The sequence below is a fragment of the uncultured Bradyrhizobium sp. genome, assembly GCF_947648125.1.
Lineage (GTDB): Bacteria > Pseudomonadota > Alphaproteobacteria > Rhizobiales > Xanthobacteraceae > Bradyrhizobium.
Window position 1 is genome coordinate 73,920 of sequence record NZ_CANSMR010000026.1, and the last position, 23,684, is coordinate 97,603.

General features: G+C 65.3%; 22 protein-coding genes. 16 read left to right on the forward strand and 6 right to left on the reverse strand.

From position 1 onward, the window contains the following. From Q0030_RS32090 to Q0030_RS32150, 13 genes are all read left to right on the forward strand, one after another. Entirely contained in the window at nucleotides 1-2,097 is a 2,097-nt protein-coding gene (locus tag Q0030_RS32090; protein ID WP_298376446.1) for a 3-hydroxyacyl-CoA dehydrogenase NAD-binding domain-containing protein, read from the forward strand. Nucleotides 2,098-2,186: 89 nt separating this feature from the next. Next, the gene (locus Q0030_RS32095) at nucleotides 2,187-2,540 is read left to right on the forward strand and encodes an acyl-CoA thioesterase (protein WP_231169018.1); all 354 of its coding nucleotides are present in this window, start codon (nucleotides 2,187-2,189) and stop codon (nucleotides 2,538-2,540) included. Between the two features lie 166 nt (nucleotides 2,541-2,706). Further along, nucleotides 2,707-2,901, forward strand: a complete 195-nt coding sequence (locus Q0030_RS32100; protein WP_298376448.1) for a hypothetical protein — start codon at nucleotides 2,707-2,709, stop codon at nucleotides 2,899-2,901. 81 nt (nucleotides 2,902-2,982) lie between these two features. Continuing rightward, the gene (locus Q0030_RS32105) at nucleotides 2,983-3,657 is read left to right on the forward strand and encodes an HAD-IA family hydrolase (protein WP_298376450.1); all 675 of its coding nucleotides are present in this window, start codon (nucleotides 2,983-2,985) and stop codon (nucleotides 3,655-3,657) included. A gap of 159 nt (nucleotides 3,658-3,816) precedes the next feature. Next, complete coding sequence (locus Q0030_RS32110; RefSeq protein WP_298376452.1) at nucleotides 3,817-4,647, forward strand: DeoR/GlpR family DNA-binding transcription regulator; 831 nt, start codon at nucleotides 3,817-3,819, stop codon at nucleotides 4,645-4,647. A gap of 307 nt (nucleotides 4,648-4,954) precedes the next feature. Further along, the gene (gene glpD, locus Q0030_RS32115) at nucleotides 4,955-6,499 is read left to right on the forward strand and encodes a glycerol-3-phosphate dehydrogenase (RefSeq protein WP_298376454.1); all 1,545 of its coding nucleotides are present in this window, start codon (nucleotides 4,955-4,957) and stop codon (nucleotides 6,497-6,499) included. Beyond that, entirely contained in the window at nucleotides 6,496-7,635 is a 1,140-nt protein-coding gene (locus Q0030_RS32120) for an ABC transporter ATP-binding protein (RefSeq protein WP_298376457.1), read from the forward strand. Before glpD ends, Q0030_RS32120 begins: the two co-directional genes overlap by 4 nt. Before the next feature lie 12 nt (nucleotides 7,636-7,647). Beyond that, nucleotides 7,648-8,733 (forward strand): ABC transporter ATP-binding protein, encoded by a 1,086-nt coding sequence (locus Q0030_RS32125; RefSeq protein WP_298376460.1) that lies wholly within the window; start codon nucleotides 7,648-7,650, stop codon nucleotides 8,731-8,733. Then, nucleotides 8,733-9,635, forward strand: a complete 903-nt coding sequence (locus Q0030_RS32130) for a sugar ABC transporter permease (protein ID WP_097672939.1) — start codon at nucleotides 8,733-8,735, stop codon at nucleotides 9,633-9,635. The genes Q0030_RS32125 and Q0030_RS32130 overlap by 1 nt, the downstream gene beginning before the upstream one ends. After that, on the forward strand, nucleotides 9,635-10,441 hold the full coding sequence (locus tag Q0030_RS32135; protein ID WP_021075985.1) for a carbohydrate ABC transporter permease: 807 nt from the start codon (nucleotides 9,635-9,637) through the stop codon (nucleotides 10,439-10,441). Before Q0030_RS32130 ends, Q0030_RS32135 begins: the two co-directional genes overlap by 1 nt. A 9-nt stretch (nucleotides 10,442-10,450) precedes the next feature. Next, nucleotides 10,451-10,777 carry a DUF2160 domain-containing protein gene (locus tag Q0030_RS32140; RefSeq protein ID WP_097672938.1) on the forward strand — a complete coding sequence of 109 codons (327 nt, stop codon included), beginning with the start codon at nucleotides 10,451-10,453 and terminating at the stop codon, nucleotides 10,775-10,777. 108 nt (nucleotides 10,778-10,885) lie between these two features. Beyond that, on the forward strand, nucleotides 10,886-12,628 hold the full coding sequence (locus Q0030_RS32145; protein WP_298376509.1) for an ABC transporter substrate-binding protein: 1,743 nt from the start codon (nucleotides 10,886-10,888) through the stop codon (nucleotides 12,626-12,628). A 173-nt stretch (nucleotides 12,629-12,801) separates the two neighbouring features. After that, the gene (locus tag Q0030_RS32150) at nucleotides 12,802-13,512 is read left to right on the forward strand and encodes a hypothetical protein (RefSeq protein ID WP_298376468.1); all 711 of its coding nucleotides are present in this window, start codon (nucleotides 12,802-12,804) and stop codon (nucleotides 13,510-13,512) included. Here Q0030_RS32150 and Q0030_RS32155 read toward each other — a convergent pair. Further along, complete coding sequence (locus Q0030_RS32155; RefSeq protein WP_298376470.1) at nucleotides 13,501-14,313, reverse strand: tetratricopeptide repeat protein; 813 nt, start codon at nucleotides 14,311-14,313, stop codon at nucleotides 13,501-13,503. The two genes, Q0030_RS32150 and Q0030_RS32155, sit on opposite strands and share 12 nt — an antisense overlap. A gap of 72 nt (nucleotides 14,314-14,385) precedes the next feature. After that, nucleotides 14,386-15,555 (reverse strand): NAD(P)/FAD-dependent oxidoreductase, encoded by a 1,170-nt coding sequence (locus Q0030_RS32160; RefSeq protein WP_298376473.1) that lies wholly within the window; start codon nucleotides 15,553-15,555, stop codon nucleotides 14,386-14,388. A 73-nt stretch (nucleotides 15,556-15,628) separates the two neighbouring features. Here Q0030_RS32160 and Q0030_RS32165 point away from each other — a divergent pair, with 73 nt between their 5' ends. Continuing rightward, nucleotides 15,629-16,102, forward strand: a complete 474-nt coding sequence (locus tag Q0030_RS32165; protein ID WP_298376475.1) for a MarR family transcriptional regulator — start codon at nucleotides 15,629-15,631, stop codon at nucleotides 16,100-16,102. Between the two features lie 117 nt (nucleotides 16,103-16,219). On the opposite strand, the gene Q0030_RS32170 is transcribed toward Q0030_RS32165, so the two are convergent. From Q0030_RS32170 to Q0030_RS32185, 4 genes are all read right to left on the reverse strand, one after another. Then, nucleotides 16,220-17,323, reverse strand: a complete 1,104-nt coding sequence (locus Q0030_RS32170; protein WP_298376479.1) for an alkene reductase — start codon at nucleotides 17,321-17,323, stop codon at nucleotides 16,220-16,222. An 88-nt stretch (nucleotides 17,324-17,411) separates the two neighbouring features. After that, complete coding sequence (locus Q0030_RS32175) at nucleotides 17,412-18,269, reverse strand: SDR family oxidoreductase (RefSeq protein ID WP_298376481.1); 858 nt, start codon at nucleotides 18,267-18,269, stop codon at nucleotides 17,412-17,414. A gap of 107 nt (nucleotides 18,270-18,376) precedes the next feature. Continuing rightward, entirely contained in the window at nucleotides 18,377-18,880 is a 504-nt protein-coding gene (locus Q0030_RS32180; RefSeq protein WP_298376484.1) for a DUF1993 domain-containing protein, read from the reverse strand. A 277-nt stretch (nucleotides 18,881-19,157) separates the two neighbouring features. Continuing rightward, nucleotides 19,158-20,504, reverse strand: a complete 1,347-nt coding sequence (locus Q0030_RS32185; RefSeq protein WP_298376487.1) for a lytic murein transglycosylase — start codon at nucleotides 20,502-20,504, stop codon at nucleotides 19,158-19,160. 184 nt (nucleotides 20,505-20,688) lie between these two features. On the opposite strand from Q0030_RS32185, the gene Q0030_RS32190 reads away from it, so the two are divergent. Next, nucleotides 20,689-22,344 carry an ATP-binding protein gene (locus tag Q0030_RS32190; RefSeq protein ID WP_298376492.1) on the forward strand — a complete coding sequence of 552 codons (1,656 nt, stop codon included), beginning with the start codon at nucleotides 20,689-20,691 and terminating at the stop codon, nucleotides 22,342-22,344. A gap of 240 nt (nucleotides 22,345-22,584) precedes the next feature. Beyond that, a complete protein-coding gene (htpX, locus tag Q0030_RS32195; protein ID WP_298376495.1) occupies nucleotides 22,585-23,517 on the forward strand; it encodes a zinc metalloprotease HtpX in 933 nt (310 codons plus the stop codon). Nucleotides 23,518-23,684 lie beyond the last annotated feature (167 nt).

Below are 23,684 nucleotides of genomic sequence, written 5' to 3' on the forward strand. Positions count from 1 at the left end.
ATGGATTCACGGATCATGGACCTTCTCGCCGATCGCGTGCTCGAGCTCGGGCCGACCCCGGCCGCCGACAGCCCGTACAGGAATTTCAGGCTCACGCGGGACGAGGACGGTATTGCCTGGCTGCTGTTCGACCGCGCCGGCACGAGCGCCAATACGTTGTCCGCCGATCTGCTCGAGGAGCTCGATGCCATCGTCGCGGCGCTGGAGAACCAGCGGCCCACCGGCCTTGTGGTGCGCTCCGCGAAGACAAGCGGCTTCATCGCCGGTGCCGACGTCAATGAATTTCGCGGCGCCAGCGACCCCCGCGCGGTCGAGGCCGAGATCGGCCGCGCCCATGCGGTGATCGACCGGCTCGAGGCGCTGCGCGTGCCGTCGGTCGCCGTCATCCACGGTTTCTGTCTCGGCGGCGGCCTCGAGGTCGCACTGGCCTGCCAGATGCGGATCGCGATCGACGATGCCAGGTTCGGCTTCCCCGAGGTGATGCTCGGCCTGCATCCCGGCCTCGGCGGCACCGTGCGCTTCACCGAGCTGGTCAACCCGATGCAGGCGATGACATTGATGCTGACCGGCAAGACGATCGACGCGCGCCGCGCTAGGTCGCTCGGTCTGGTCGACGCCGTCTCCCAGGAGCGCCACGTCCGCAACGCGGTGAAGGACGCGGTGTTCGGCCGGCTGAAGCGCGCCAAGCCCGGCGTGCTCAATACCATCCTCAATTTTGGTCCGGTCAGGGGCTTGCTCGCCTCGCGGATGCGCAGCGAGGCCGAAAAGGCCGCGCCGCGCAAGCATTATCCGGCGCCCTATGCACTAATCGATCTCTGGGAGAAGCACGCCGGCAATCGCTCGGCGATGCTGAATGCTGAGAAGGCGTCCTTTGCCAATCTGATGGTGACGCCCACTGCGCAGAATCTGATCCGGGTGTTTTTCCTGCGCGAGCAGATGAAGAAGGCGGCAGGCCCCGGCAACAAGGTTGCGCACGTCCATGTCATCGGCGCCGGCGCGATGGGCGGCGACATCGCGGCCTGGTGCGCCAACCAGGACATGCGCGTCACGCTCGCCGACATGAAGGCCGAGCCGATCGCGGGGGCCATGAAGCGTGCCGCCGATCTGTTCGGCAAGATCATGCGCACGAAGATCGACCAGCGCGACGCGCTCGATCGGCTGATCCCCGACATGGACGGCGAGGGCGTCCGCAACGCCGATCTGATCATCGAGGCGGTACCGGAAAAGCTCGAGCTGAAGCAGAAGGTCTATGCCGGCCTCGAGCCGAAGATGAAGCAGGGCGCGATCCTCGCCACCAATACGTCGAGCATCCCGCTGCAGGATTTGCGCACCACGCTGGCACGGCCGGAGCGGCTGCTCGGCCTGCACTTCTTCAACCCGGTGTCGCGGCTGCAACTCGTCGAGGTCGTCAGCCATGACGGCACCGATGCCGCGATGCTCAAGGAGGCGCTCGCCTTTGTCGGCGCCATCGATCGTCTGCCGCTGCCGGTGAAGAGCTCGCCGGGCTTCCTCGTCAACCGCGCGCTGACGCCCTACATGCTGGAAGCGATGATGATGCTGGACGAGAAGACCGACCAGCGCCTGATTGACGCGGCCGCCGTCGAGTTCGGCATGCCGATGGGGCCGATCGAGCTCGCCGACCAGGTCGGCCTCGATATCTGCCTCGATGTCGGCGACATGCTGCGCTCGAAATTCGGCGACACCTTGCCGCCGACGCCGGCCTGGCTGCGCGAGAAGGTCGCCAAGGGTGAGCTCGGCCGCAAGACCGGCAAGGGCTTCTACACCTGGAAGGACGGTAAGGCGGAGAAGGCGCCGCTGCCGGAGACCGGTCCGAAAGTCAGCGACGAGATGATCGATCGGCTGGTGCTGCCGATCTCGAATGTCTGCGTCGCCGCCTTGCGCGAAGGCATCGTCGACGACCCCGATATGGTCGACGGCGCGATGATCTTCGGCACCGGCTTTGCCCCGTTCCGCGGCGGCCCGCTCAACTACGCGCGCACCCGCGGCGTCGACAGCGTCGTATCCGCGCTGCGCGCATTGACGCAGAAGTTCGGCGATCGTTTCGCACCCGATGCAGGCTGGGAGACCTTCAAGTGACCGACACCCAAGCGCCTGAAACGCATGTTCACGCACCGGCGATCAGCGGCAACGAGCCGCAGGGCGATCTCTGTATCCGCACGCTGGCGATGCCGGCCGACACCAATGCCAATGGCGATATCTTCGGCGGCTGGCTGCTCAGCCAGATGGATCTCGGCGGCGGGGTGTTCGCCTCGAAGGTGGCGAAGTCCCGCACCGTGACGGTTGCGATCGAGGCGATGAACTTCCGTAAGGCGGTCTATGTCGGCGATCTCGTCTCGGTGCACGCCAATCTCGTGCGCGTCGGCCGCACCTCGATCACGGTGCATCTCGAAGCCTGGGTGCTGCGTCGCCGCGAGCAGCAGTCGATCCTCGTCACCGACGGCAATTTCACCTACGTCTCGATCGACGATCAGGGGCGTCCGCAACCGATCCAGCGCGATGGTGCGACGATTTCGACGTGACGTCTTCCGCGCGAAAAGCGCCGCTGATTCGGCGCGAGAGGAAACGCGTCGAAACTGAGACCGGAACGCGACTGGATTGCAAAAGCGGCGCTTCGCGTCGCAAATAAACTGAGGAACAAACAGACGGTGATGCAGTTGTCGGCTCGGAATCAAACCGAGGCCGATAATGTCTGACTGCTACGTCATCGAAGTGAGTTCACAGACCGCGGGTATCGTGGTGCGCGATACCAAGGGTTACGCGTTTTTTGCAGCCTCGCACCGCTTCTACGCCCTTGAAGGCCAGATTTTTCGCAATGCACGCGAGGCCGAGCGCGCGGCGCGACGGCTTGTCACTGGGCAAGATCTGCAGATGGCCTCCTGATCAGGAACCACGCGGCGCGCTGTTTGCGCGCGCCGCTGGAGTCTGTATTGATGCATCCGAACTCACGGAAACGTTTTTCGGATGTCGCAGACACAAGGCAAAGCGCTGCTGTTCGATATCGACGGCACGCTCGCCGACACCGATCCGCTGCATCTGGCAGCGTTCAATCAGGTGCTCGGCCCCCATGGACACAGCTTCGATCACGCGCGCTTCGGCAAGGAACTGCAAGGCTTCTCCAACGCGTCGATCGGCGAGCGTTTCCTCGCCCACGAAGCGCCTGAACGCCGCGCCAGCATCCTCGGCGAGAAGGAGCGGATCTTCCGCGAATTGGTCGGTGGCCAGATCGTGCCGGTGCCGGGATTGATGGCGCTGCTCGACCGGGCCGATCGCGCCGGCGTGCCCATGGTGGCGGTGACCAATGCGCCGCGCCCGAACGCCGAATTGCTGCTCGCGGGACTGGGCATCGCGCACCGCTTCAAGGCGCTCGTGATCGGCGATGAATTGGCGCACGGCAAGCCGCATCCATTGCCGTATCTCGAGGGGCTGCGCCTTGCAGGCGCGCAGGCTTCGGCTTCGCTGGCGTTCGAGGATTCGCGCTCCGGCATCCAGTCCGCGACGGCGGCGGGCATTGCGACGATCGGGATGCGAACCGGGCTCGGTCATGCCGATCTGCTCGCGGCCGGCGCCGTCGCCAGCGCCCGGGCGTTCGATGATCCGGAATTGATTCGCCTTGTCGCATCGGCCATGGCGTGGTGAGACAAAGTCTTGGTCGGAAATGGCGCGGTGAGGAATCGCGCCAGCACTCACCGGCTCGACATTGCTGCAACGCAGTTCTTAACCCCGGCGATGCTTGCTCGTTGACCTCGGTGCCGAACGGTCGCACGATGGGTCATTCGCCGTTTCAAGGGGGCCGCCGTGGCCGGACTCTCCCATCGCCAGACTGAAATCCTCAACATCGCACGCGCATTCGGCCGGGTCATGGTCGAGGACCTTGCCAAGCGATTCGAGGTGTCGGCGCAGACCATCCGCAAGGACCTCAACGATCTCTGCGACGAGCGGTCGCTGACCCGCATCCACGGCGGCGCGATCATCGCCTCGGGCGTCGAGAACCTCGCCTATGAGGCGCGCCGCTTCGTCGCCGCCGAGGAGAAGAAGGCGATCGGCGCCGCCGCGGCCGCGCGGATTCCGAACGGCTGCTCGCTGTTCATCAATATCGGCACCACGACGGAAGAGGTCGCGAGCGCGCTGACCTCGCATGAGGACCTGCTGGTCATCACCAACAACCTCAACGTCGCGATGCTGCTGTACCGCCATCCGCGCATCGAGGTGGTGGTGGCCGGCGGCACGGTGCGCCGCGCCGACGGCGCCGTGGTCGGCTCGACCGCGACGCAGCTGATCGGCCAGTTCAAGGTCGATTACGCGATCATCGGCGCATCGGCGATCGACGAGGAGGGCGCGCTGCTCGACTTCGACTATCGCGAGGTGCAGGTGGCGCAGGCGATCATTGCCAATGCGCGCAACGTGATGCTGGTGTCGGATGCGACAAAACTCCGCCGCAGCGCGCCGGTGCGCATCGCGCATATGAGCCAGATCCAGACCTTCGTCACCGATTCGCCGTTGCCCGCGGGCCTCGCCAACATCTGCCACAGCCGCGGCATCGAGGTGGTTGTCGCGATGGACAAGCCGGCGGTCGATATCGACGACAACGGCGCCGACCCCGCACCCGCGACGCTGCGCAGCGCGTAGTTGACTCCCCAAGCATTCATGCTCTGACCCGTCGCCCTGAGGAGCGCGCATTTGCGCGCGTCTCGAAGGGCGAACGGCCACACTCGGGCCGCGCACCCTTCGAGGCTCGCTTGCGCTCGCACCTCAGGGTGACGGGTCTGGTGACCCGAAGCGTCGCACGGAAACTTGCCCCTGCCGCGATCACGCCGCCCAAAAAATCCCCAACTAAAGTTCCCTGTTTTCACTTTGCTTTCGTTTTCGGTTGTGATCTACTCCAATCCGAAAGTAAAACCGTCAAAGCGAAAACGGTTGCCGGGGGAAGCGTTCTTTGGACCGAATTTACGACCTCGCCATCATTGGAGGCGGCGTTAATGGCTGCGGCATCGCGCGCGATGCGGCGGGCCGGGGCAATTCTGTTTTCCTCTGTGAAATGAATGATTTGGCCAGCGGGACGTCGTCCTGGTCGACCAAGCTCGTGCATGGGGGTCTGCGCTATCTCGAGTATTACGAGTTTCGTCTGGTGCGCGAGGCGCTGATCGAGCGCGAGATCCTCTGGCAGATCGCGCCGCATATCATTCGCCCGCTGCGTTTCGTTTTGCCGCACCATTCGGGCCTGCGCCCGGCCTGGCTGCTGCGGCTCGGCCTCTTCCTCTACGATCATATCGGCGGCCGGCACCTGTTGCCCGCGACGCGCTCGCTCGATCTGACTCGCGACGTGGTCGGCAAGCCGCTGATCCCCGGGCGCTACACCAAGGGCTTCGAATATTCCGATTGCTTCGTCGACGACGCACGGCTGGTAGCGCTGACCGCGCGCGATGCCGCCGATCGCGGCGCCGAGATCCGCACCCGCACCCGCGCGGTCGAGATCAGGCAGATCGACGGCGTCTGGCACGTCACGGTCGAGGACGGCGCCACCGGCGCGCGCGACACCATCAAGGCGCGTGTGCTGGTCAATGCCGGCGGTCCCTGGGTTGAGCAGGTGCTGGCGACCGGCGTCGGCGTCAACGCGCGGGCCAAGGTGCGCCTGGTGCAGGGCTCGCATATCGTGGTGCCGAAACTCTACGACCACGACCGCGCCTACATCTTCCAGAATGCCGACGGCCGCATCATCTTCGTCATTCCCTACCAGAACGATTTCTCGCTGATCGGCACCACCGATCGCGACTATGACGGCGATCCGGCCAAGGTGAAGGCGACGCGCGAGGAGATCGAGTATCTCTGCGCCTCCGCCAGCGAATACCTTGCCAAGCCGGTGAAGCCCGAGGACGTGGTCTGGAATTACTCCGGCGTGCGTCCGCTCTATGACGACGGTGCGAGTGAAGCCAAGGCCGCGACCCGCGACTACGTGTTCGAGCTCGATACGCCCGGCGGCGCGCCGCTGCTGTCGATCTATGGCGGCAAGATCACCACCTATCGCCGCCTCTCCGAAGAGGCGTTGGAGCGGCTGTCGCCCTATCTTCGCGGCGCGAAAGCGCAGGAAGGCTGGACCGGCAAGGCGCCGCTGCCCGGCGGCGACATGGATGTCTCCGCGGTCGCGGCGCTGAGCGCCGAACTGGTTCGCAATCATCCGTTCCTCGCGCAGTCCCACGCCAACCGTCTCGCGCACGCCTACGGCACACGCGCCAGCAAGGTGTTGGGCAATGCAGCAACGGCTGATGATCTCGGCCGCTCCTTCGGCGCCACCTTGACGGAGAGTGAAGTCCGGTACCTGATGGCGAACGAATGGGCGCGGACCGCGGAAGATGTCGTCTGGCGACGATCCAAGTTGGGCTTGCGGATGACGGCGGGTGAAATCGCCGCGCTCGACGAGTGGATGGTCGCCAACCGTGTGTCCGGTGAACGTCCCCTCCGCGAAGCGGGAGGACGGGCATGAGCGTTACACTGCAGAATGTCACGCGAACCGTGGATGGCATCCAGACCATCCGCGATGTTTCGCTGACGCTGGAGCGTGGCACGCTCAGCGTGCTGCTCGGGCCGACGCTGTCGGGCAAGACCTCGATCATGCGGCTGCTTGCCGGCCTCGACAAGCCGACCACCGGCCGCGTGCTGGTCGACGGCAAGGACGTCACCGGCGCCGACGTGCGGCAACGCTCGGTGGCGATGGTCTATCAGCAGTTCATCAACTATCCCTCGCTGACGGTGTACGAGAACATCGCCTCGCCGCTGCGGGTGCAGGGCAAGCCGAAGGCCGAGATCGAGCAGCGGGTGGCCGAGGCGGCCAGCCTGTTGCGGCTCGAGCCCTATCTGAAGCGAACGCCGCTGCAGCTCTCCGGCGGCCAGCAGCAGCGCACCGCGATTGCGCGCGCGCTGGTCAAGGGCGCCGACCTCGTGCTGCTCGACGAGCCGCTCGCCAACCTCGACTACAAGCTGCGCGAGGAGCTGCGCGCCGAGCTGCCGCGGATCTTCGAGGCCTCCGGTGCGATCTTCGTCTATGCCACCACCGAACCGTCGGAAGCGCTGCTGCTTGGCGGCGACACGGTGTGCATGTGGGAAGGCCAGGCATTGCAGACCGGCGCAACGCCGAAGGTCTACCGCCATCCCGACACGCTGCGGGTCGCGCAGGTGTTCTCCGATCCGCCGCTCAACATCATCGGCATCGAGAAGAAGGGTGACCGGGTGATCTATGCCGGCGGCGAGCAGGCGCCCGCGGCCGGGCTGTACGCCAATCTGTCTGACGGCACGTACAGGATCGGCTTCCGTGCGCATCAGCTCGAAGTCGGGAGCGTCGCGGCCGGCCGCCACAAATTCTCCGCCACCGTGACGGTGACCGAGATCACCGGGTCGGAGAGCTTCGTGCACGTTCATGTCCATGGTTCGAACTGGGTCGCGGTGCTGCACGGCGTGCATGAATATGAACCCGGGCAGGTGCTCGAGGCCGCGCTCGATCCGGAGAACATCTTTGTGTTTGACGCCGCCGACCGCCTGGTCGCGTCGCCCGCGACCGCGTTCGCAAGTGAACTGTATGGCAGTTCGCTGGCGGCACGCACGTCAGCCGGCAAGAGCAATTGAGGGAGATGCCCGATGGCTCGCATTGACCTCGTCGATCTCGCGCAATCCTACAGCGGCAATGACGCGCCGCTGGAATCCTTTGCGCTGAAGCCCGTGACCATGACCTGGCGGCAGGGCGGCGCCTATGCGCTGCTAGGGCCCTCCGGCTGCGGCAAGACCACGCTGCTGAACCTGATCTCCGGCATCGTGACGCCGTCGCGCGGCAAGATCCTGTTCGACGGCCAGGACATCACCCCGCTGTCGACCCAGAAGCGCAACATCGCGCAGGTGTTCCAGTTTCCTGTCATCTACGACACCATGACGGTCGGCCAGAACCTGGCCTTCCCGCTAAAGAACCGTGGCGTCGCCAAGGCCGAGGTCGATGCGCGGGTCAGGCAGATCGCCGATCTGCTCGACCTCACGCCGTATCTGAACCGCAAGGCGACGCGGCTCACCGCCGACGCCAAGCAGAAGATCTCGCTCGGCCGCGGCCTGGTGCGCTCCGACGTCGCCGCCGTGCTGTTCGACGAGCCGCTGACCGTGATTGATCCCGAGCTGAAATGGCAGCTGCGCTCGAAGCTGAAGGCGCTGCATCGCGAGCTCGACCTCACGATGATCTACGTCACCCACGACCAGACCGAGGCGCTGACCTTTGCCGATACCGTCGTCGTCATGCATGACGGCCGCGTGGTGCAGAGCGGCACGCCTGCCGAATTGTTCGACAAGCCGGCCCACACCTTCGTCGGCTATTTCATCGGCTCACCCGGCATGAACATCGTGTCCGCCGAGGTCTCAGGGCACGAGGCGCGGATCGACGGCCATGTCATCGGCCTGCATCGAAACTATGGTGTGCTGCCGGCCGGCAAGAAAATCGAGATCGGCGTGCGGCCTGAATTTGTCGATGTCGCGGCACCCGCATCCGGGTTGCTGTCGGCCACCATCGAGCGGATCGACGATCTCGGCCGCATCCAGTTCGCCCGCGTCCGCGTCGGCAACACCAAACTGGCGGCGCGCGTGCCGCCGGGCTTCTCGGTCTCCGGCGACACCGCCGGCCTGATCTTCAATCCCGCCTATGTCCACGTCTATGCCGACAGCCATTTGGTGGAAGGGGTCGCCTGATGGACAAGACTATCAACCAAAAAGCCTGGTTCCTGGTGCTGCCGGTGTTCCTGGTGGTGGCGTTCTCGGCGGTGCTGCCGCTGATGACCGTCGTGAACTATTCGATGCAGGACACCTTCGGCAACAACCAGTTCTTCTGGAACGGCGTCGGCTGGTTCAAGGAGCTGCTCGATCCCTCGACCGATCTCGGTGGCCGCTTCCTGGCCTCGCTCGGCCGCAACCTGTTCTTCTCCGCCGTGATCCTTGCGATCGAGGTGCCGCTCGGCATCGTCGTCGCGCTGTCGATGCCGCGCGAGGGCTGGAGCGTCGCGGCCTGCCTCGTCATCCTCGCATTGCCGCTTCTGATTCCGTGGAACGTGGTCGGCACCATCTGGCAGATCTTCGGCCGGCCCGATATCGGCCTGCTCGGCTATGTGCTGAACCACCTCGGCTTCAACTACAATTACGTCTCCAACGAGGTCGACGCCTGGGTCACGGTCATCGTGATGGACGTCTGGCACTGGACCAGCCTCGTCGCGCTGCTCTGCTACGCCGGCCTGAAGTCGATCCCCGACGCCTATTACCAGGCGGCGCAGATCGACGGCGCCTCGCGCTGGGCGGTGTTCAAGGCGATCCAGCTGCCGAAGATGAACCGCGTGCTGCTGATCGCGGTGCTGCTGCGCTTCATGGACTCGTTCATGATCTACACCGAGCCGTTCGTGGTCACCGGCGGCGGTCCCGGCAACTCGACGACCTTCGTCTCGATCGAGCTCGTCAAGATCGCGCTCGGCCAGTTCGACCTCGGCAAGGCCGCGGCGCTGTCGCTGGTCTACAATTTGATCATCCTGATCGTGTGCTGGGTGTTCTACACCGTGATGACCAATGCCGGCTCCGAGCGCCCGGTCAAGCAAGGAGCGGCGTGATGCATTCGATCCCTGGCCGCCGCCTGATCATGGCGCTGTTCCTGATCTTCCTGCTGTTGCCGATCTACTGGCTCGTCAACATGAGCTTCAAGACCAACGCCGAGATCGTCTCGACGATGACGCTATGGCCGCATACGCCGACGCTGCAGCACTATCGGCGCATCTTCACCGACGAGAGCTGGTATTCGGGCTACATCAACTCGCTGGAATATGTCGTCATCAACACCGTGATCTCGATCGCGGTGGCGCTGCCGGCGGCCTACGCGTTCTCGCGCTACCGCTTCCTCGGCGACAAGCATTTGTTCTTCTGGCTGCTGTCCAACCGCATGGCGCCGGCGGCGGTCTATGCGCTGCCGTTCTTCAACCTGTACTCGGCGATCGGCCTGTTCGATACGCCGTGGGCGGTTGCGCTCGCGCACTGCATCTTCAACGTGCCGCTGGCGGTGTGGATCCTCGAAGGCTTCGTCTCCGGCGTGCCGCGGGAGATCGATGAGACCGCTTTCCTCGACGGCTATTCGTTCCCGCGTTTCTTCATCAAGATCCTGGTGCCGCTGATCGCGAGCGGTATCGGCGTCGCCGCGTTCTTCTGCTTCATGTTCTCATGGGTCGAGCTGCTGCTGGCGCGCACGCTGACCTCGGTGCAAGCCAAGCCGATCGCTGCGATCATGACGCGCACGGTCTCGGCTGCCGGCATGGATTGGGGCCTGCTTGCCGCAGCCGGCGTGCTCACCATCATCCCCGGCGCGCTCGTGATCTGGTTCGTCCGCAATTACATCGCGCGCGGCTTCGCGCTCGGCCGGGTCTAGGAGGCGCTCATGGACAGCATCGCATGGATGGCATGGACCTGGCCCACCGCGGTCTTCTTCGTGCTGCTTGCCTCTACGCTCGGGATGATGACCTGGCTCGCGATCGCCTATCCTGAGGCTGAGCGGGTCGGCGTGCTGCGCATTCCGACCACGCGCGGCGACCGTCTGTTCGTCTCGCTGGTGCTGGCGGCGGTGATCCACCTGCTGTGGATCGGCCTCGTCGGCACTGATCCGATTTTCACCCTGCCGATCGGGGAGGGCGTCGAGATTTCGAGCCTGTGGCTCGGAACGGTAATTTCGCTTCTTTCAGCCGTGGTGATTTTTCGCACCGTCTGAAGAACGCGAAAAAGAGCAGATCCGGGGTCTACCCGGGCCTGATTTAGTCGCTGCAACCGGAGGAATCTAATGCGACATTTACGAATGACTAAAGATAAGCTTTTGACGATGACCAGCGCGGTCGCGCTCGTCGCAGCATCGGTCACTCTTGTCGCGCCGGCCCGCGCCGACGAGGCGGCCGCCAAGAAGTGGATCGACAGCGAATTCCAGCCGTCGACCCTCTCCAAGGACGACCAGATGAAGGAGATGCAGTGGTTCATCAAGGCCGCTGCCCCCTTCAAGGGCATGGAGATCAACGTCGTCTCCGAGACCCTGACGGTGCACGAATATGAATCCCGCACGCTCGCCAAGGCGTTCGAGGAGATCACCGGCATCAAGGTCAAGCACGACATCATCCAGGAAGGTGACGTCGTCGAAAAGATCCAGACCCAGATGCAGTCCGGCAAGAACGTCTATGACGGCTGGATCAACGACTCCGACTTCATCGGCACCCACTTCCGCTATGGCCAGGCCGTCGACCTGACCGAGTGGATGAAGGGCGAAGCCAAGGACGTCACCGATCCGATGCTCGACGTTGACGACTTCATCGGCAAGTCGTTCACGACGGCACCGAACGGCCACCTCTATCAGCTGCCCGACCAGCAGTTCGCGAACCTCTACTGGTTCCGCTACGACTGGTTCACCAACCCGGAGTACAAGGCCAAGTTCAAGGCCAAGTACGGCTACGACCTCGGCGTGCCCGTGAACTGGTCGGCCTATGAAGATATCGCCGAGTTCTTCACCAACGACATCAAGGAGATCAGCGGCGTCAAGGTCTACGGCCATATGGACTATGGCAAGAAGGACCCCTCGCTCGGCTGGCGTTTCACCGACGCCTGGCTGTCGATGGCCGGCAACGGCGACAAGGGTCTCCCGAACGGCCTGCCGGTCGACGAATGGGGCATCCGCATGGAAGGCTGCCGTCCGGTCGGCTCGTCGGTCGAGCGTGGCGGCGACGTCAACGGCCCGGCGTCGGTCTACTCGATCGTCAAGTATCTCGACTGGATGAAGAAGTATGCTCCGCCGCAAGCGCAAGGCATGACCTTCTCCGAGTCGGGCCCGGTGCCGTCGCAGGGCAACATCGCCCAGCAGATCTTCTGGTACACCGCTTTCACCGCCGACATGGTGAAGCCCGGGATCGCCGTGATGAACGCGGACGGTACGCCGAAGTGGCGTATGGCTCCGTCACCGCACGGCTCGTACTGGAAGGACGGCATGAAGCTCGGCTACCAGGACGTGGGTTCGGCCACGCTGCTGAAGTCGACCCCGGTTGATCGCCGCAAGGCGGCCTGGCTCTATCTGCAGTTCATCGTCTCCAAGACGACGAGCCTGAAGAAGAGCCAAGTCGGTCTCACCTTCATCCGTGAATCCGACATCTGGGACAAGTCGTTCACCGAGCGTGCTCCGAAGCTCGGCGGTCTGATCGAGTTCTACCGTTCGCCCGCGCGCGTGCAGTGGACCCCGACCGGCAACAACGTGCCTGACTATCCGAAGCTCGCTCAGCTCTGGTGGCAGAACATCGGCGATGCGTCGTCCGGTGCGAAGACGCCGCAAGCTGCGATGGACGCGCTCGCCGCGGCCCAGGATTCGGTGATGGAGCGTCTTGAGAAGTCCGGTGTGCAGGGTGCCTGCGGACCGAAGCTGAACAAGAAGGAAACCGCCGAGTACTGGTACAAGAAGGCCGAGAAGGACGGCACCATCGCTCCGCAGCGCAAGCTCGCGAACGAGAAGCCGAAGGGCGAAACGATCGACTACGACACCCTGATCAAGTCGTGGCCGGCGAGCCCGCCCAAGCGCGCCGAAGCTAAGTAAGGCGGCAAGGCTTGACCGCCCACGCCATCCGCTAACTGCAAAAGGCCGGGAGCAATCCCGGCCTTTTTTGCTGGATCTGTGGCTGTGGAGACCGGTTCAGGATTGTGCTCAAATGACGCGATGAGATCATCATGCGTCTCCTTGTCGTCGCATCATGATCGGGGAGTTTCGCCATGCGCATGACATTTCGCTGCGATCCACGGCTTGCCGATCATCTGCCGCGGCCACATCCGGCCCGCATTGCGTTGCCCGATTGGCTGCGTGCGATGCCGGCGAAGGCGCATTCCGACATCCACGACCGCGAGATCCGCACCGTCAAGCAATGTCCGCCCTTTGTCGATGCGATGGCCCATGGGGTCATGATCCCGCTGCCCTGCGATGTCAGGGTCGAGCGCGGCGCCTTCGCATGGGACTGGGACATTCCGGAGCCGGCGACGCAGGGCCATCCGCGCGCGCCGCTCAGCTTCCATCCCGTCGCGCAATTCGCCGGCGCGCCGTTCGCGAACGGGCAGGCGGCGCTGAAATTCAACAGCTTCTGGACCATCGAGCTCGAGCCGGGCTGGTCGCTGTTCGCGACGCATCCGGTCAATCGCGACGACCTGCCGTTCCGCGTGATCTCGGGGCTGGTCGACGCCGACCGGTTTCACGACGGCGGGATCAATTTCCCGGCGGTCTGGACCCAGCCGGATTTTGCCGGCGTGTTGCCGAAGGGGACGCCGGTCGTGCAATGCTTCGCGGTGCCGCGCGCGGCTCCCGAACTGGTGTTCGAGGCCTTCGACGACGCGCACCGCGAAGCCTATTCGAAAGTCGTCGGCGAGGTGTTGGCCGCGCCCAACGTCTATCGCAAGCATTTCCGCGCCAAGCGCGGCCGGCTAGTGACCTAGGGCCGCGCGCAGCGCGCGCTCATCGAGCCACAGCCGGCCGTGCGGGGCCGAGGTCAACGCCATCGCGATCGATCCGAATAAATGCGGACGCAAGGCATAGGCGCGCGCGAAGGCCTGCATCGCGGCGTCGGGCTCGCCGCTCTCCTGCAGCGTGGTCCCCAGATTGAGCGCCGCTTCGGCGTAGTCCGGCTTGATCTCGAGCGCCTTGCGATAGGCGCGTGCGGCGCCGTCGTGATCGCGCAGATCCTGCTTTGCGACGCCGAGATCGAACCACACCGAGGCCGGCGCCGTGCTCGCAACAGCGCGCTCAAGCAGGCTCACCGCTTCGGCGAGATTGCCATCTTCCCAGGCAAGCCGGCCGAGCCGCGCATGGGCTTCCTGATGCTCGGGGATGGCCTTGAGGATCGCCTCCCAGGCCTCGCGGGCCTGTGCCTTGCGACCGGCCAGCTCCAGCGTGCGTGCCTTCTCAACAAAGGCCTCGCGCTGCGGCTTGAGGGCGACGGCGCGGTCGAGATGCGTCAGTGCCGCATCGAATTCGCCGCCGGCGCGGGCGAGGCGGGCCGCGAGCAGCTGCGCCGCCGCATTGTCGGGGCGCCGCGCCAGGCTGGTTTCGACATGCCTGCGGGCCGGTGCGATCTCGCCTTTGGCGAACAATACGGCGGCCAGCAAATGGCTCAGCATCGGTTCGCCGGGTTGACGCGCAAGGCCGCGCTCGCAGAGCTCGATCGCTTCGCCATGCCGGCCGCCATTGAAGGCGACGGTGGCGCGTCGAACGATGTCCTCGGCGTTGTCCTTGTTCATTCCGTGCGCGACCGTCTTCAGGTTAGCTCGTTATGGTCCATGCTATGCGGCGCCGGAGATCATGACCAGCGCTTACCGCGCCGCGGAGTCGCCGGCTGCCGCGCGCATTTGCATGTACGCCTGGTGGTGCGCCAGCGTCAGTTCCTGGCTGATATGCGACAGCTCGGTCGCGGCGGCTTCGGCGGCCTCGCCGGCGGGCTGGGCGACGCGCACGAACATCCCGGTCTCGTACGCGCGAACGGCCTCGCGCCAATCCTTTGATCCCACCAGATGCGCCGCCAGCTCCGCCGCGTCCAGCATCGCGGCGTTGACGCCTTCACCGCCGAACGGCGACATCAGATGCGCGGCATCGCCGAGCAGGGTGATGCCGGCGCGGTTGGTCCAGTGATGCCCGACAGGCAGCGCGTGGATCGGCCGCAGCGCGAACTGATCATTGCTGGCGCGGATCAGGTCGAGCAGGGCATCGGCCCATCCGGCGAACTCGCCGAGCAGCGCGTGACGCATCGCGGATGGCGAGGTGATGTGGAAGCGCCGCTCGGCCCATTCGACGGGTACGCGGAAGATCGCATAGCCGCGCAGATGGGCTTTGCCGTTGCGCAGGACCATCAGGCTGCGGCCAGCGCTCTCGGCGCCCATCTTGCCGCGGCCGACCAGCTGCGACAATGCAGGGTGCCTCGCATCTACATCGTCGATGCCGAACTCGATGAAGGTCAGCCCGCTGTATTGCGGTTGATAGCGCGACACCAGCGGCCGCACCCGGGACCACGCGCCGTCGGCGCCGATCACGAGATCGAACGGCCCTTCGCGCTTGTCGTCGAAGATAAGATCGTAGCGGCCGTCCTCGCGTGGCGCGACCTCGCGCAGGCCGCGCGCCCAGGTGACGGCATCCGGCGGCAAGGATTGCAGCAGCAGGTCGCGCAGCGCCGTACGGTCGACCTCCGGACGGTCGCCGGTCATGTCGTCATCCGCGAGCAGCAGCCGGCCATCGCTGGTGTAGAGCCGGCTGCCCTGGTCCTCGTAACGTGCGATGCGCAGGAAGCCGTCGGTGAGCCCGGCGCGCGCCAGCGCCAGCTGACCACTCTCGGTGTGCAGGTCGAGCGTTCCGCCCTGCGGCCGCTTGGTTGCCGAGCTTTCGCGTTCGAACAGGCTGGTCTTGATCCCGGCAACATGCAGCAGGCGGGCGAGCGTCAGGCCACCGGGGCCGGCGCCGACAATGGCTATGCGAATTGGATCTGAACTCATGGACACCACGCTCACAACAAGATACATAGGTGCCTATCTAGTATAAATAGGGGCCTATGTAAATGGTGGGATCGTGACCGACTGGGACCTGTTCGATCGTCCGGCGCCGCTGGTCAACATGGCCTCGCGCAGCTTCCTCAGGCTCGGTGAGCGGCGCGTGAAACCGCACGGCTTCAGCATCGGCCAGTTGCCGGTGATCTATCTGCTGCGCGACGGCAACGCGATGTCACAGCGCGATCTCGCCCGCGCCGCGAAGGTCGAGCAGCCGTCGATGGCGCAGATCCTGGCGCGGATGGAGCGCGATGGCCTGGTGCAGCGGACGCCGATGCCGGGCGACGGCCGCAGCCAGCAGGTTTCGCTGACCAAGGCGGCCAGGGCCAAACTGCCGGCCGCGCGCAAGGCGTTGCATCGCAATCAGGACCAGGCACTCGCGGGTTTTACCGCAGCCGAAACCGCAACCCTGCTCGACCTGCTGCGGCGGCTCAATCGAAACCTCGACCGCATGGTCGCGGAGGAGGTGGAGAGCGGTGAGGCTGCCGAGGTGTAGGAATCCGGCATGCAGCGCGCAATGAAAAAGGCCGGGAGCGATCCCGGCCCTTTCTGTTTCTCCGTTGTCATCGCCCGGCTTGCCGCCTTCGCGGGGCATGACCGGCTTTGGTGTACGTTACTCCGCAGCTTCGGTCGCCTTCAGCGTCGGATAGTCGGTATAGCCCTTGGCGCCGCCGCCGTAGAAGGTCGCCTTGTCCCAGTCGTTGAGCGGGGCGCCGGCCTTGAGCCGCTCGACCAGATCGGGGTTGGAGATGAACGGCTTGCCGAACGCGATCAGGTCGGCCGCACCCGCCTCCAGCACCTTCTCCGCCAGCGCGAAGTCGTAGCCGTTGTTGGCAACATAGGCCTGCTTGAAGCGCTTGCGCAGCGAGGCGTAGTCGAACGGCGCGATGTCGCGCGGGCCGCCGGTCGCGCCCTCGATGACGTGGATATAGGTCAGCTTCAGTGCATTGAGCTGGTCGACGATGTAGTCGAACAGCGGCTGCGGGTTGGAGTCGGAGACGTCGTTGGCCGGCGTCACCGGCGAGATGCGGATGCCGGTGCGGTCGGCGCCGGCCTCCTTGGCGACCGCCTTGGAGACTTCCAGCATCAGCTGGGCGCGTTTCTCGATCGAACCGCCATAGGCGTCGGTGCGCTTGTTGGTGCTGTCCCTGGCGAACTGGTCGAGCAAATAGCCGTTGGCGCCATGGATCTCGACGCCGTCGAAGCCGGCCGCCAGCGCATTCGCCGTGCCGCGCTTGAAGTCCTCGATGATCCCTGGGATCTCCGACAGTTCGAGCGCGCGCGGCTCGGACACGTCGGCAAAGGTACCGTTCACGAAGGTCTTGGTCTTGGCACGGATTGCGCTCGGCGCCACCGGCGCGCCGCCATTCGGCTGCAGCGAGGTGTGCGAGATGCGGCCGACATGCCAGAGCTGGATGAAGATGTGACCGCCGCGCTCATGCACGCGATCGGTGACCTTGCGCCAGGCCGCGACCTGTTCCTTCGAATAGATGCCAGGCGTGTCCTGGTAGCCCTGGCCCTGCTGCGAGACCTGGCTCGCCTCGGTGATCAGAAGGCCGGCGGAAGCGCGCTGGCCGTAATAGTCCACCGCCAGCGGGCTTGGCACCATGCCGGGCGGCACCGCGCGGTTGCGCGTCAGCGGCGCCATCACGAAGCGGTTCGGCAGCGTCAGCGGGCCAAGCTTGTAGGGCTCGAGAAGTTTGGTCGGTTGGCTCATGTGAAACGGTTCCAGACAATGATCGATGAGGAGAGATTTGTGCATTGCCGCGACGAGCGCAATGGCCGGGATATGCCCAGTTTGCAGGCTAGCCGCGCACAATTCCGCCCATGTGGCCAGCATCGAGGAACAGAGTGTGCGCATTCACATAGGAGGATTCATTCGAAATCAGGAACAGCGCAGTATAGGCGACCTCCCAGCCGGTGCCCTGGCGGCCGAAAGGCACCGTCACGGCGCGGTCCGATCGCCTGCGGCTGGCATCGCGGCCCATCGGCGTGTCCATGAAGCCGGGCGCGATCACATTGCAGCGAATGCCCTTGTCCTCGCCGGCCCGCGCGATCGCCCGGCCGAGCGCGATCTGCGCCGCCTTGGAGGATTCATAGGCCGGGTTGCGTCCGCCGGCGCGCTGGCTTGCCATCGAGGAGATCAGGATGATCGCGCCGCCCGGCGCCATCACCTCGAGCGCCTTCTGCGCGAACAGCATGTGGCTGCGCACATTGACGGCGTAGTCGCGGTCCCAGGCTTCCACCGTCATCTTGGGCAGCGACAGGCCGGAGGAAATGCCGACATTCAGCGCCAGGCCGTCGAGCCCGCCGAGCTTATGCGCGCAGCGTTCGACCGCGGGTGCGATCGCCGCGACGTCGGAGACATCGACCACGTCGGTGAAGGCCTTGCCGCCTTCGCCCGTGATCTGCGCGACGGTGTCGTCGGCGGCGTCCTTGTTGACGTCGAGACACGCGACCGCGGCGCCCTCGCGCGCGAACAGCACGCTCATGGCGCGGCCGTTGCCGATCGGCGGCGCTTCATCCACGGTTGTACGCTGTCCCGCACCGACCACGATAATGCGCCGGCCGGCGAGGCGGCCGTGGTTCTTTGCCAGCCCGAGCGATTCCGCATGCAGCGAGGCGGACGGATCGATGGCTTTCGGGGCGTGAGTGGTCGACATGGCGTGCTCCCTGACGTCTTGTTGTTGTCAGGGAGCAGTAGCACGGCTGTGCGTGCGAGGCGACGTGTCGCGCCGAAGCGGGAAATCCCGCGGCGGGGAATATGACGTCAGCTCACGCCGAGGAAATCGCGCTTGCCGATCTCGACGCCGTTGTGACGCAGGATGCCGTGCGCGGTGACGGCGTGGAAGTAGAAATTCGGGAACGAGAAGGCGTTGAGGAATTGCTGGCCCTTCAAGGTCATGGTGCGATCGGGGCCGATCGGGAAGGTGACGTCCTTGGCGTCGCCGCCGTCGAACTGCGCCGGCTTGAACGATTTCACATAGTCGATCGTCTTCGCCAGCCGCTGCTTCAGTTCGGCGAAGGTCTTCTCGGTGTCGGGCGTCGACGGCACCTCGCTATGGGTCAGCCGCGCGCAGCCTCTTGCCGCGTGATCGCAGACCAGCTGCACCTGCTTGGTCAGCGGCAGCATGTCCGGATAGAGCCTCGATCCCAACAGCACCTCGGGCGCGATCTTCTTCGCTTCGCAATGCGCTTCGGCCTTGGTCAGCTCGCCGGTGAGGCTGTTGAGGATCTGCAAGTACGCGGGGACGACGGCGTCATGAAAGGACATGGGGATGCTCCCTGTTCAGATGAAATCCGGATGTTACCGAACGGCGATGCTGCAAGTGGGGCTGCATAGGGAAGAAAACAACCGCGGGCGGCTGTAACAACTGGTCAAATATTCTGCGGCACTTTCGTGCCCCGTCATCCTGAAGGAGCGCGAAGCGCGTCTCAAAGGATGCCCGGCCCGGCCGGTGGCCGTCGATCCTTCGAGGCGGCCGCTCCGCGGCCTCCTCAGGATGACGGTCCAAGAGCAACGCGGGCCGCTTAGGCAGCCCGACGATGTCCTACCGCGTCCCCGGCATCGCGGCGTCTGCGGCCGGCTGCGTGCGGCCACCGCCGCGCATCCGCGCCAGGAGCTCCGCGGTCGGCCAGGAATCCGCCGGCAGGCCGTATTTCAACTGCATCGCCTTCACCGCGCTGCGGCTCGCCTGGCCGAGCACGCCGTCTATCTTACCGACGTCGTAGCCGGAGCGCGCCAGCAGCGATTGCAGCTCCTTGATCTCGCCAAACGGCAACTGCGCGACCGGCGCGTGCGGCCGCTGCATCGGCGGTGCGCCCGCGATGCGGCCGGCGAGATAGCCGGCGGTGGTCGAATAGATCAGCGAGTTATTCCACTCGGTGTAGGCCGCGAAGTTCGGGTAAGCGAGGAATGCCGGACCCATTCGGCCCATCGGCAGCAGCAGCGAGGCCGGCATCTCGTCATTCGGCAGCGCCTTGCCGTCGGTCAAGCTGACGCCGAGCGACGCCCATTTCGAGCGCGGCAGCTTGACGGTGAGGTCGGCCTGGTCCCAAGGAAAATTCGCGGCCTGCGGCACGCGCACCTCCTGCAGCCACGGCTCGCCGCGCCGCCACTTCAATCCATTGGCGATGTAATTTGCGGTCGAGCCGATCACGTCGGGGCCGCTGGCGAGCAGATTGCGATGGCCGTCGCCGTCATAGTCGACGGCATAGTTGAAATAGTGCGTCGGCAAAAATTGCGTCTGGCCGAGCTCGCCGGCCCAGGAGCCGATCATCTCATCGGGCGTCAGGTCGCCGCGCTCGATGATCTTCAGTGCCGCGATGGTCTCGCCCTGGAACATCTCCGAGCGGCGGCAATCATAGGCCAGCGACACCAGCGATTTCAGCGTCGGCAGATTGCCCATCTGGGCGCCGAAATCGCTCTCCAGTCCCCAGAACGCGGCGATCACCGCCGGCGGTACGCCATACTCCTTCTCGGCCCGCGCGAACGCGGCTGCGTAGGTCCGAATGTATTGCTGGCCCTGCTGCATCCGGTAGTTCGCGGCCATGCGGCCGGCGAACTGGGTGAAGATCTGGCCGAACACGCGCTGGCCGCGGTCGCGGTTGACGATGCCCTGGTCGTAAACGAGATAAGGCGCGGCCTCCGCGATCGTACGCTGCGAGACGCCGGCGGCGACCGCCTTCTGCTTCAGCTCGGCGAGGAAGCGATCGAAGCTCTGCCCGTTGTGGCAGGACGCGGCCCTTGGCGATGCCACCGCGGCCGGGCGCGCCCTGACCGGGGCCGGCCCTGCGGGATTGGGCAGCGGCTGCTGCGCCTGACCCAGCGAGGAGAGCGCCAGCGCCCCTGCGATCGCTGCGAACATGATCGGGGCGCGGAGGCGAGAAGCTGGCATCGATGTCACCGGCTGGGAAAGGGGGATCAAGGTCCATCCTGCATACACCAGGGCGACACCGGGCAACAACGGGGGTGCCCTGTTAGACCAATTGAGCTTCGGCAGGTTCAGTCCTCGCCGCTATGATCGGCGGGTGATTCGCGGGGCAGGGGTGCCGGCGGATCGATCACGCCCGGAGGGACCCATGTGGAGTTTTCTCGAGCGGCTGTTGGATTCGTCGACGTTTTCGCCGCACGGCATCTGCCTGTTGTGGGAGCCGGAGCTGATCTGGCTCCACGTGATTTCAGACGCGATCATCGCCGCTTCGTATTTCTCGATTCCGTTTGCGCTGGCGATCCTCGTCTCCAAGCGGCGCGACTTCCAGTTCGGCTGGATGGCCTGGCCGTTCGCCGCGTTCATCCTCGCCTGCGGCCTCACGCATGTGTTTTCGATCTACACGCTATGGGTGCCGATCTACGGCCTCGAAGGAATAGTCAAGGCGCTGACCGCAATCGCCTCGATCTTCACCGCGGTGCTGCTCTGGCCGCTGATCCCGAAAATCCTGGCGATCCCGACCGAGCGACAGCTGCGCGAGGCGCATGTCGCGCTCGCCGAGGAAGGACGGCAGCGCCAGCGCTCGGAAGTCCTGCTCGAGCGTTTCCGCGAGGCCGAGGCCAATGAGAGCAGGATCCGCCAGGCGCAGAAGATGGAAGCGGTGGGCCAGCTCACCGGCGGCATCGCGCACGACTTCAACAACATCCTCACCGTCATCACCGGTACCATCGACATCCTGGCCGAGGCGGTCACCCAAAACCGCCAGCTGGTCGAAATCACCTCGCTGATCCGCGATGCCGCCGAGCGCGGTGCATCGCTGACGCGGCATCTGCTTGCCTTCGCGCGCAAGCAGCCGTTGCAGCCGAGCGATGTCGACGTCAATGCGTTGATGGTCGACACCATCGAGCTGCTGCGGTCGACCATCGGCGACCATGTCGATATCGATTTTCGCTCCGCACCCGATCTGCCGCGCGCGCTGGTCGATTCCAACCAGCTGGTCACCGCGATCATCAATCTCGCGCTGAACGCGCGCGACGCGATGCCGAAGGGTGGCAAGCTGCGGATCGAGACCCGCACCGCCGAACTGAAGCCATCAGACGTGCACGCCCATGACGGGCTTGCCGCCGGCGACTATGTCGCGATCGCGCTGATCGACAACGGCCAGGGCATCGCGGAAGCCGATCTCGCCAAAGTATTCGAGCCGTTCTTCACCACCAAGGACGTCGGCAAGGGTACGGGCCTCGGGCTTTCCATGGTCTACGGCTTCGTCAAGCAGTCCAACGGCCACATCGCGCTCGACAGCGAGGTCGGCCGCGGCACCAGGGTGATGCTCTATCTGCCGCGCGCGGCGGTGCTTTCGCCGGCCGCGGCGCCGGAACGGCGGCAGCCGGAAATGCGCGGCGCGCAGGAGATCGTGCTCGTGGTCGAGGACGACAGACTGGTGCGCTCCTACGTGCTGACCCAGATCGAGAGCCTCGGCTACACGACGTTGTCGGCCAACAATGGCGGCGAGGCGCTTGCCGTGCTCGACAGCGGCGCGCCGGTCGATCTGTTGTTTACCGACGTCATCATGCCCGGTGCGATGAACGGACGCGACCTCGCCACCGAGGCCGCGCGGCGGCGCCCCGGCCTGCGCGTGCTGTTCACCTCGGGCTACACCGATGACGCCATCGACCAGGACGGCAAGCTCGAGCAGGGCATCCTGTTCCTGGCAAAACCCTACAGCCGCGCCGAGCTCGCCCGCATGCTGCGGATCGCGCTGCATGAGGGCGAAAGGCAGTTCGCGCAGCAGGAGCCGGCGGAGTAGCCACGATGCCGTAGCCCGGATGGAGCAAAGCGAAATCCGGGGCGGTTTCTCCGCAGTGAGATGGTCCCGGATTTCGCTGCGCTCCATCCGGGCTACGGGTGACTGCTTCGTCACATGACCAATCGTTAATCCGCGCCGCGTCGCTGCGACGCACGCCTTCCCCTTGCGGCTTCAACGGCAAAATCCCTACCTCAGCGCCGTCAGTTGTGGCAGCATGCCGCTCGCCGTGAGGGAACCACGATGAATTATTTCCGCACCGCGCTCCTGCTTGCCGGCCTCACTGCGCTGTTCATGGGCGTCGGCTATCTGATCGGCGGCGGCACCGGCGCCGTGATCGCGCTGGTCGTTGCGGCTGCGACAAATCTGTTCACCTACTGGAATTCCGATCGCATGGTGCTGTCGATGTACGGCGCCCATCAGGTCGACGCGCGTTCGGCGCCGGACCTTTACAATCTCGTCGCCGAGCTCGCGCAGCGCGCCGCTCTGCCGATCCCGCGCGTGTTCGTGATGGACGAGGCGCAGCCGAACGCATTCGCGACCGGCCGCAATCCCGAGAATGCGGCGGTCGCCGTCACCACGGGGTTGATGCAGCAGCTCAGCCGCGAGGAGCTCGCCGGCGTGATCGCGCATGAGCTCGCGCATATCAAGCACCACGACACGCTGACCATGACGATCACGGCGACGATCGCCGGCGCGATCTCGATGCTGGCGCAGTTCGGCATGTTCTTCGGCGGCAACCGCAACAACAACGGTCCCGGCATCGTCGGCTCGATCGCGATGATGATCCTGGCGCCGCTCGGCGCCATGCTGGTGCAGATGGCGATCAGCCGCACCCGCGAATACGCCGCCGACAATCTCGGCGCGCGGATCGTCGGCCAGCCGATGTGGCTGGCGTCCGCGCTCGCGAAGATCGAGAACGCCGCGCACCAGCTGCCGAACATGGAAGCCGAGCGTAATCCGGCCACCGCGCACATGTTCATCGTCAACCCGCTGTCGGGGCACGGTGTCGACAATCTGTTCGCCACCCACCCCTCGACCGCGAACCGCATCGCCGCGCTGCAGCAGCTCGCCGCCGAACTCGGCACCCAGACCGCGCCACGGCCGGCCGGCGCCAGCTATCCGCCGCGCAGCCCGTGGGGCGGTGCCTCAGGCCAGCGCGGGCCCTGGGGTTAGGGCGAGGTGAGATTAGGCTGAATAGCAGCCGCATATTTCCTTCGCCTCTCCCGCTTGCGGGGGAGGCCGACGCGCGCAGCGCGGCGGGTGGGGGCTCTCTCCACGATACGACTCGTGGAGAGAGCCCCCACCCCAGCCCTCCCCCGCAAGCGGGAGAGGGAGCGCAC

What these genes read in the sequence shown, in the direction of transcription:
- Q0030_RS32130 (WP_097672939.1), top strand. Translation starts at nt 8,733, where the DNA reads ATGGACAAGACTATCAACCAAAAAGCCTGGTTCCTGGTGCTGCCGGTG.
- Q0030_RS32155 (WP_298376470.1), bottom strand. Translation starts at nt 14,313, where the DNA reads ATGAACAAGGACAACGCCGAGGACATCGTTCGACGCGCCACCGTCGCC.
- Q0030_RS32190 (WP_298376492.1), top strand. Translation starts at nt 20,689, where the DNA reads ATGTGGAGTTTTCTCGAGCGGCTGTTGGATTCGTCGACGTTTTCGCCG.
- Q0030_RS32125 (WP_298376460.1), top strand. Translation starts at nt 7,648, where the DNA reads ATGGCTCGCATTGACCTCGTCGATCTCGCGCAATCCTACAGCGGCAAT.
- Q0030_RS32100 (WP_298376448.1), top strand. Translation starts at nt 2,707, where the DNA reads ATGTCTGACTGCTACGTCATCGAAGTGAGTTCACAGACCGCGGGTATC.
- htpX (WP_298376495.1), top strand. Translation starts at nt 22,585, where the DNA reads ATGAATTATTTCCGCACCGCGCTCCTGCTTGCCGGCCTCACTGCGCTG.
- Q0030_RS32105 (WP_298376450.1), top strand. Translation starts at nt 2,983, where the DNA reads ATGTCGCAGACACAAGGCAAAGCGCTGCTGTTCGATATCGACGGCACG.
- Q0030_RS32185 (WP_298376487.1), bottom strand. Translation starts at nt 20,504, where the DNA reads ATGCCAGCTTCTCGCCTCCGCGCCCCGATCATGTTCGCAGCGATCGCA.
- Q0030_RS32095 (WP_231169018.1), top strand. Translation starts at nt 2,187, where the DNA reads ATGCCGGCCGACACCAATGCCAATGGCGATATCTTCGGCGGCTGGCTG.
- Q0030_RS32140 (WP_097672938.1), top strand. Translation starts at nt 10,451, where the DNA reads ATGGACAGCATCGCATGGATGGCATGGACCTGGCCCACCGCGGTCTTC.
- Q0030_RS32160 (WP_298376473.1), bottom strand. Translation starts at nt 15,555, where the DNA reads ATGAGTTCAGATCCAATTCGCATAGCCATTGTCGGCGCCGGCCCCGGT.
- Q0030_RS32175 (WP_298376481.1), bottom strand. Translation starts at nt 18,269, where the DNA reads ATGTCGACCACTCACGCCCCGAAAGCCATCGATCCGTCCGCCTCGCTG.
- Q0030_RS32120 (WP_298376457.1), top strand. Translation starts at nt 6,496, where the DNA reads ATGAGCGTTACACTGCAGAATGTCACGCGAACCGTGGATGGCATCCAG.
- Q0030_RS32170 (WP_298376479.1), bottom strand. Translation starts at nt 17,323, where the DNA reads ATGAGCCAACCGACCAAACTTCTCGAGCCCTACAAGCTTGGCCCGCTG.
- Q0030_RS32150 (WP_298376468.1), top strand. Translation starts at nt 12,802, where the DNA reads ATGCGCATGACATTTCGCTGCGATCCACGGCTTGCCGATCATCTGCCG.
- Q0030_RS32090 (WP_298376446.1), top strand. Translation starts at nt 1, where the DNA reads ATGGATTCACGGATCATGGACCTTCTCGCCGATCGCGTGCTCGAGCTC.
- Q0030_RS32180 (WP_298376484.1), bottom strand. Translation starts at nt 18,880, where the DNA reads ATGTCCTTTCATGACGCCGTCGTCCCCGCGTACTTGCAGATCCTCAAC.
- Q0030_RS32135 (WP_021075985.1), top strand. Translation starts at nt 9,635, where the DNA reads ATGCATTCGATCCCTGGCCGCCGCCTGATCATGGCGCTGTTCCTGATC.
- Q0030_RS32145 (WP_298376509.1), top strand. Translation starts at nt 10,886, where the DNA reads ATGACCAGCGCGGTCGCGCTCGTCGCAGCATCGGTCACTCTTGTCGCG.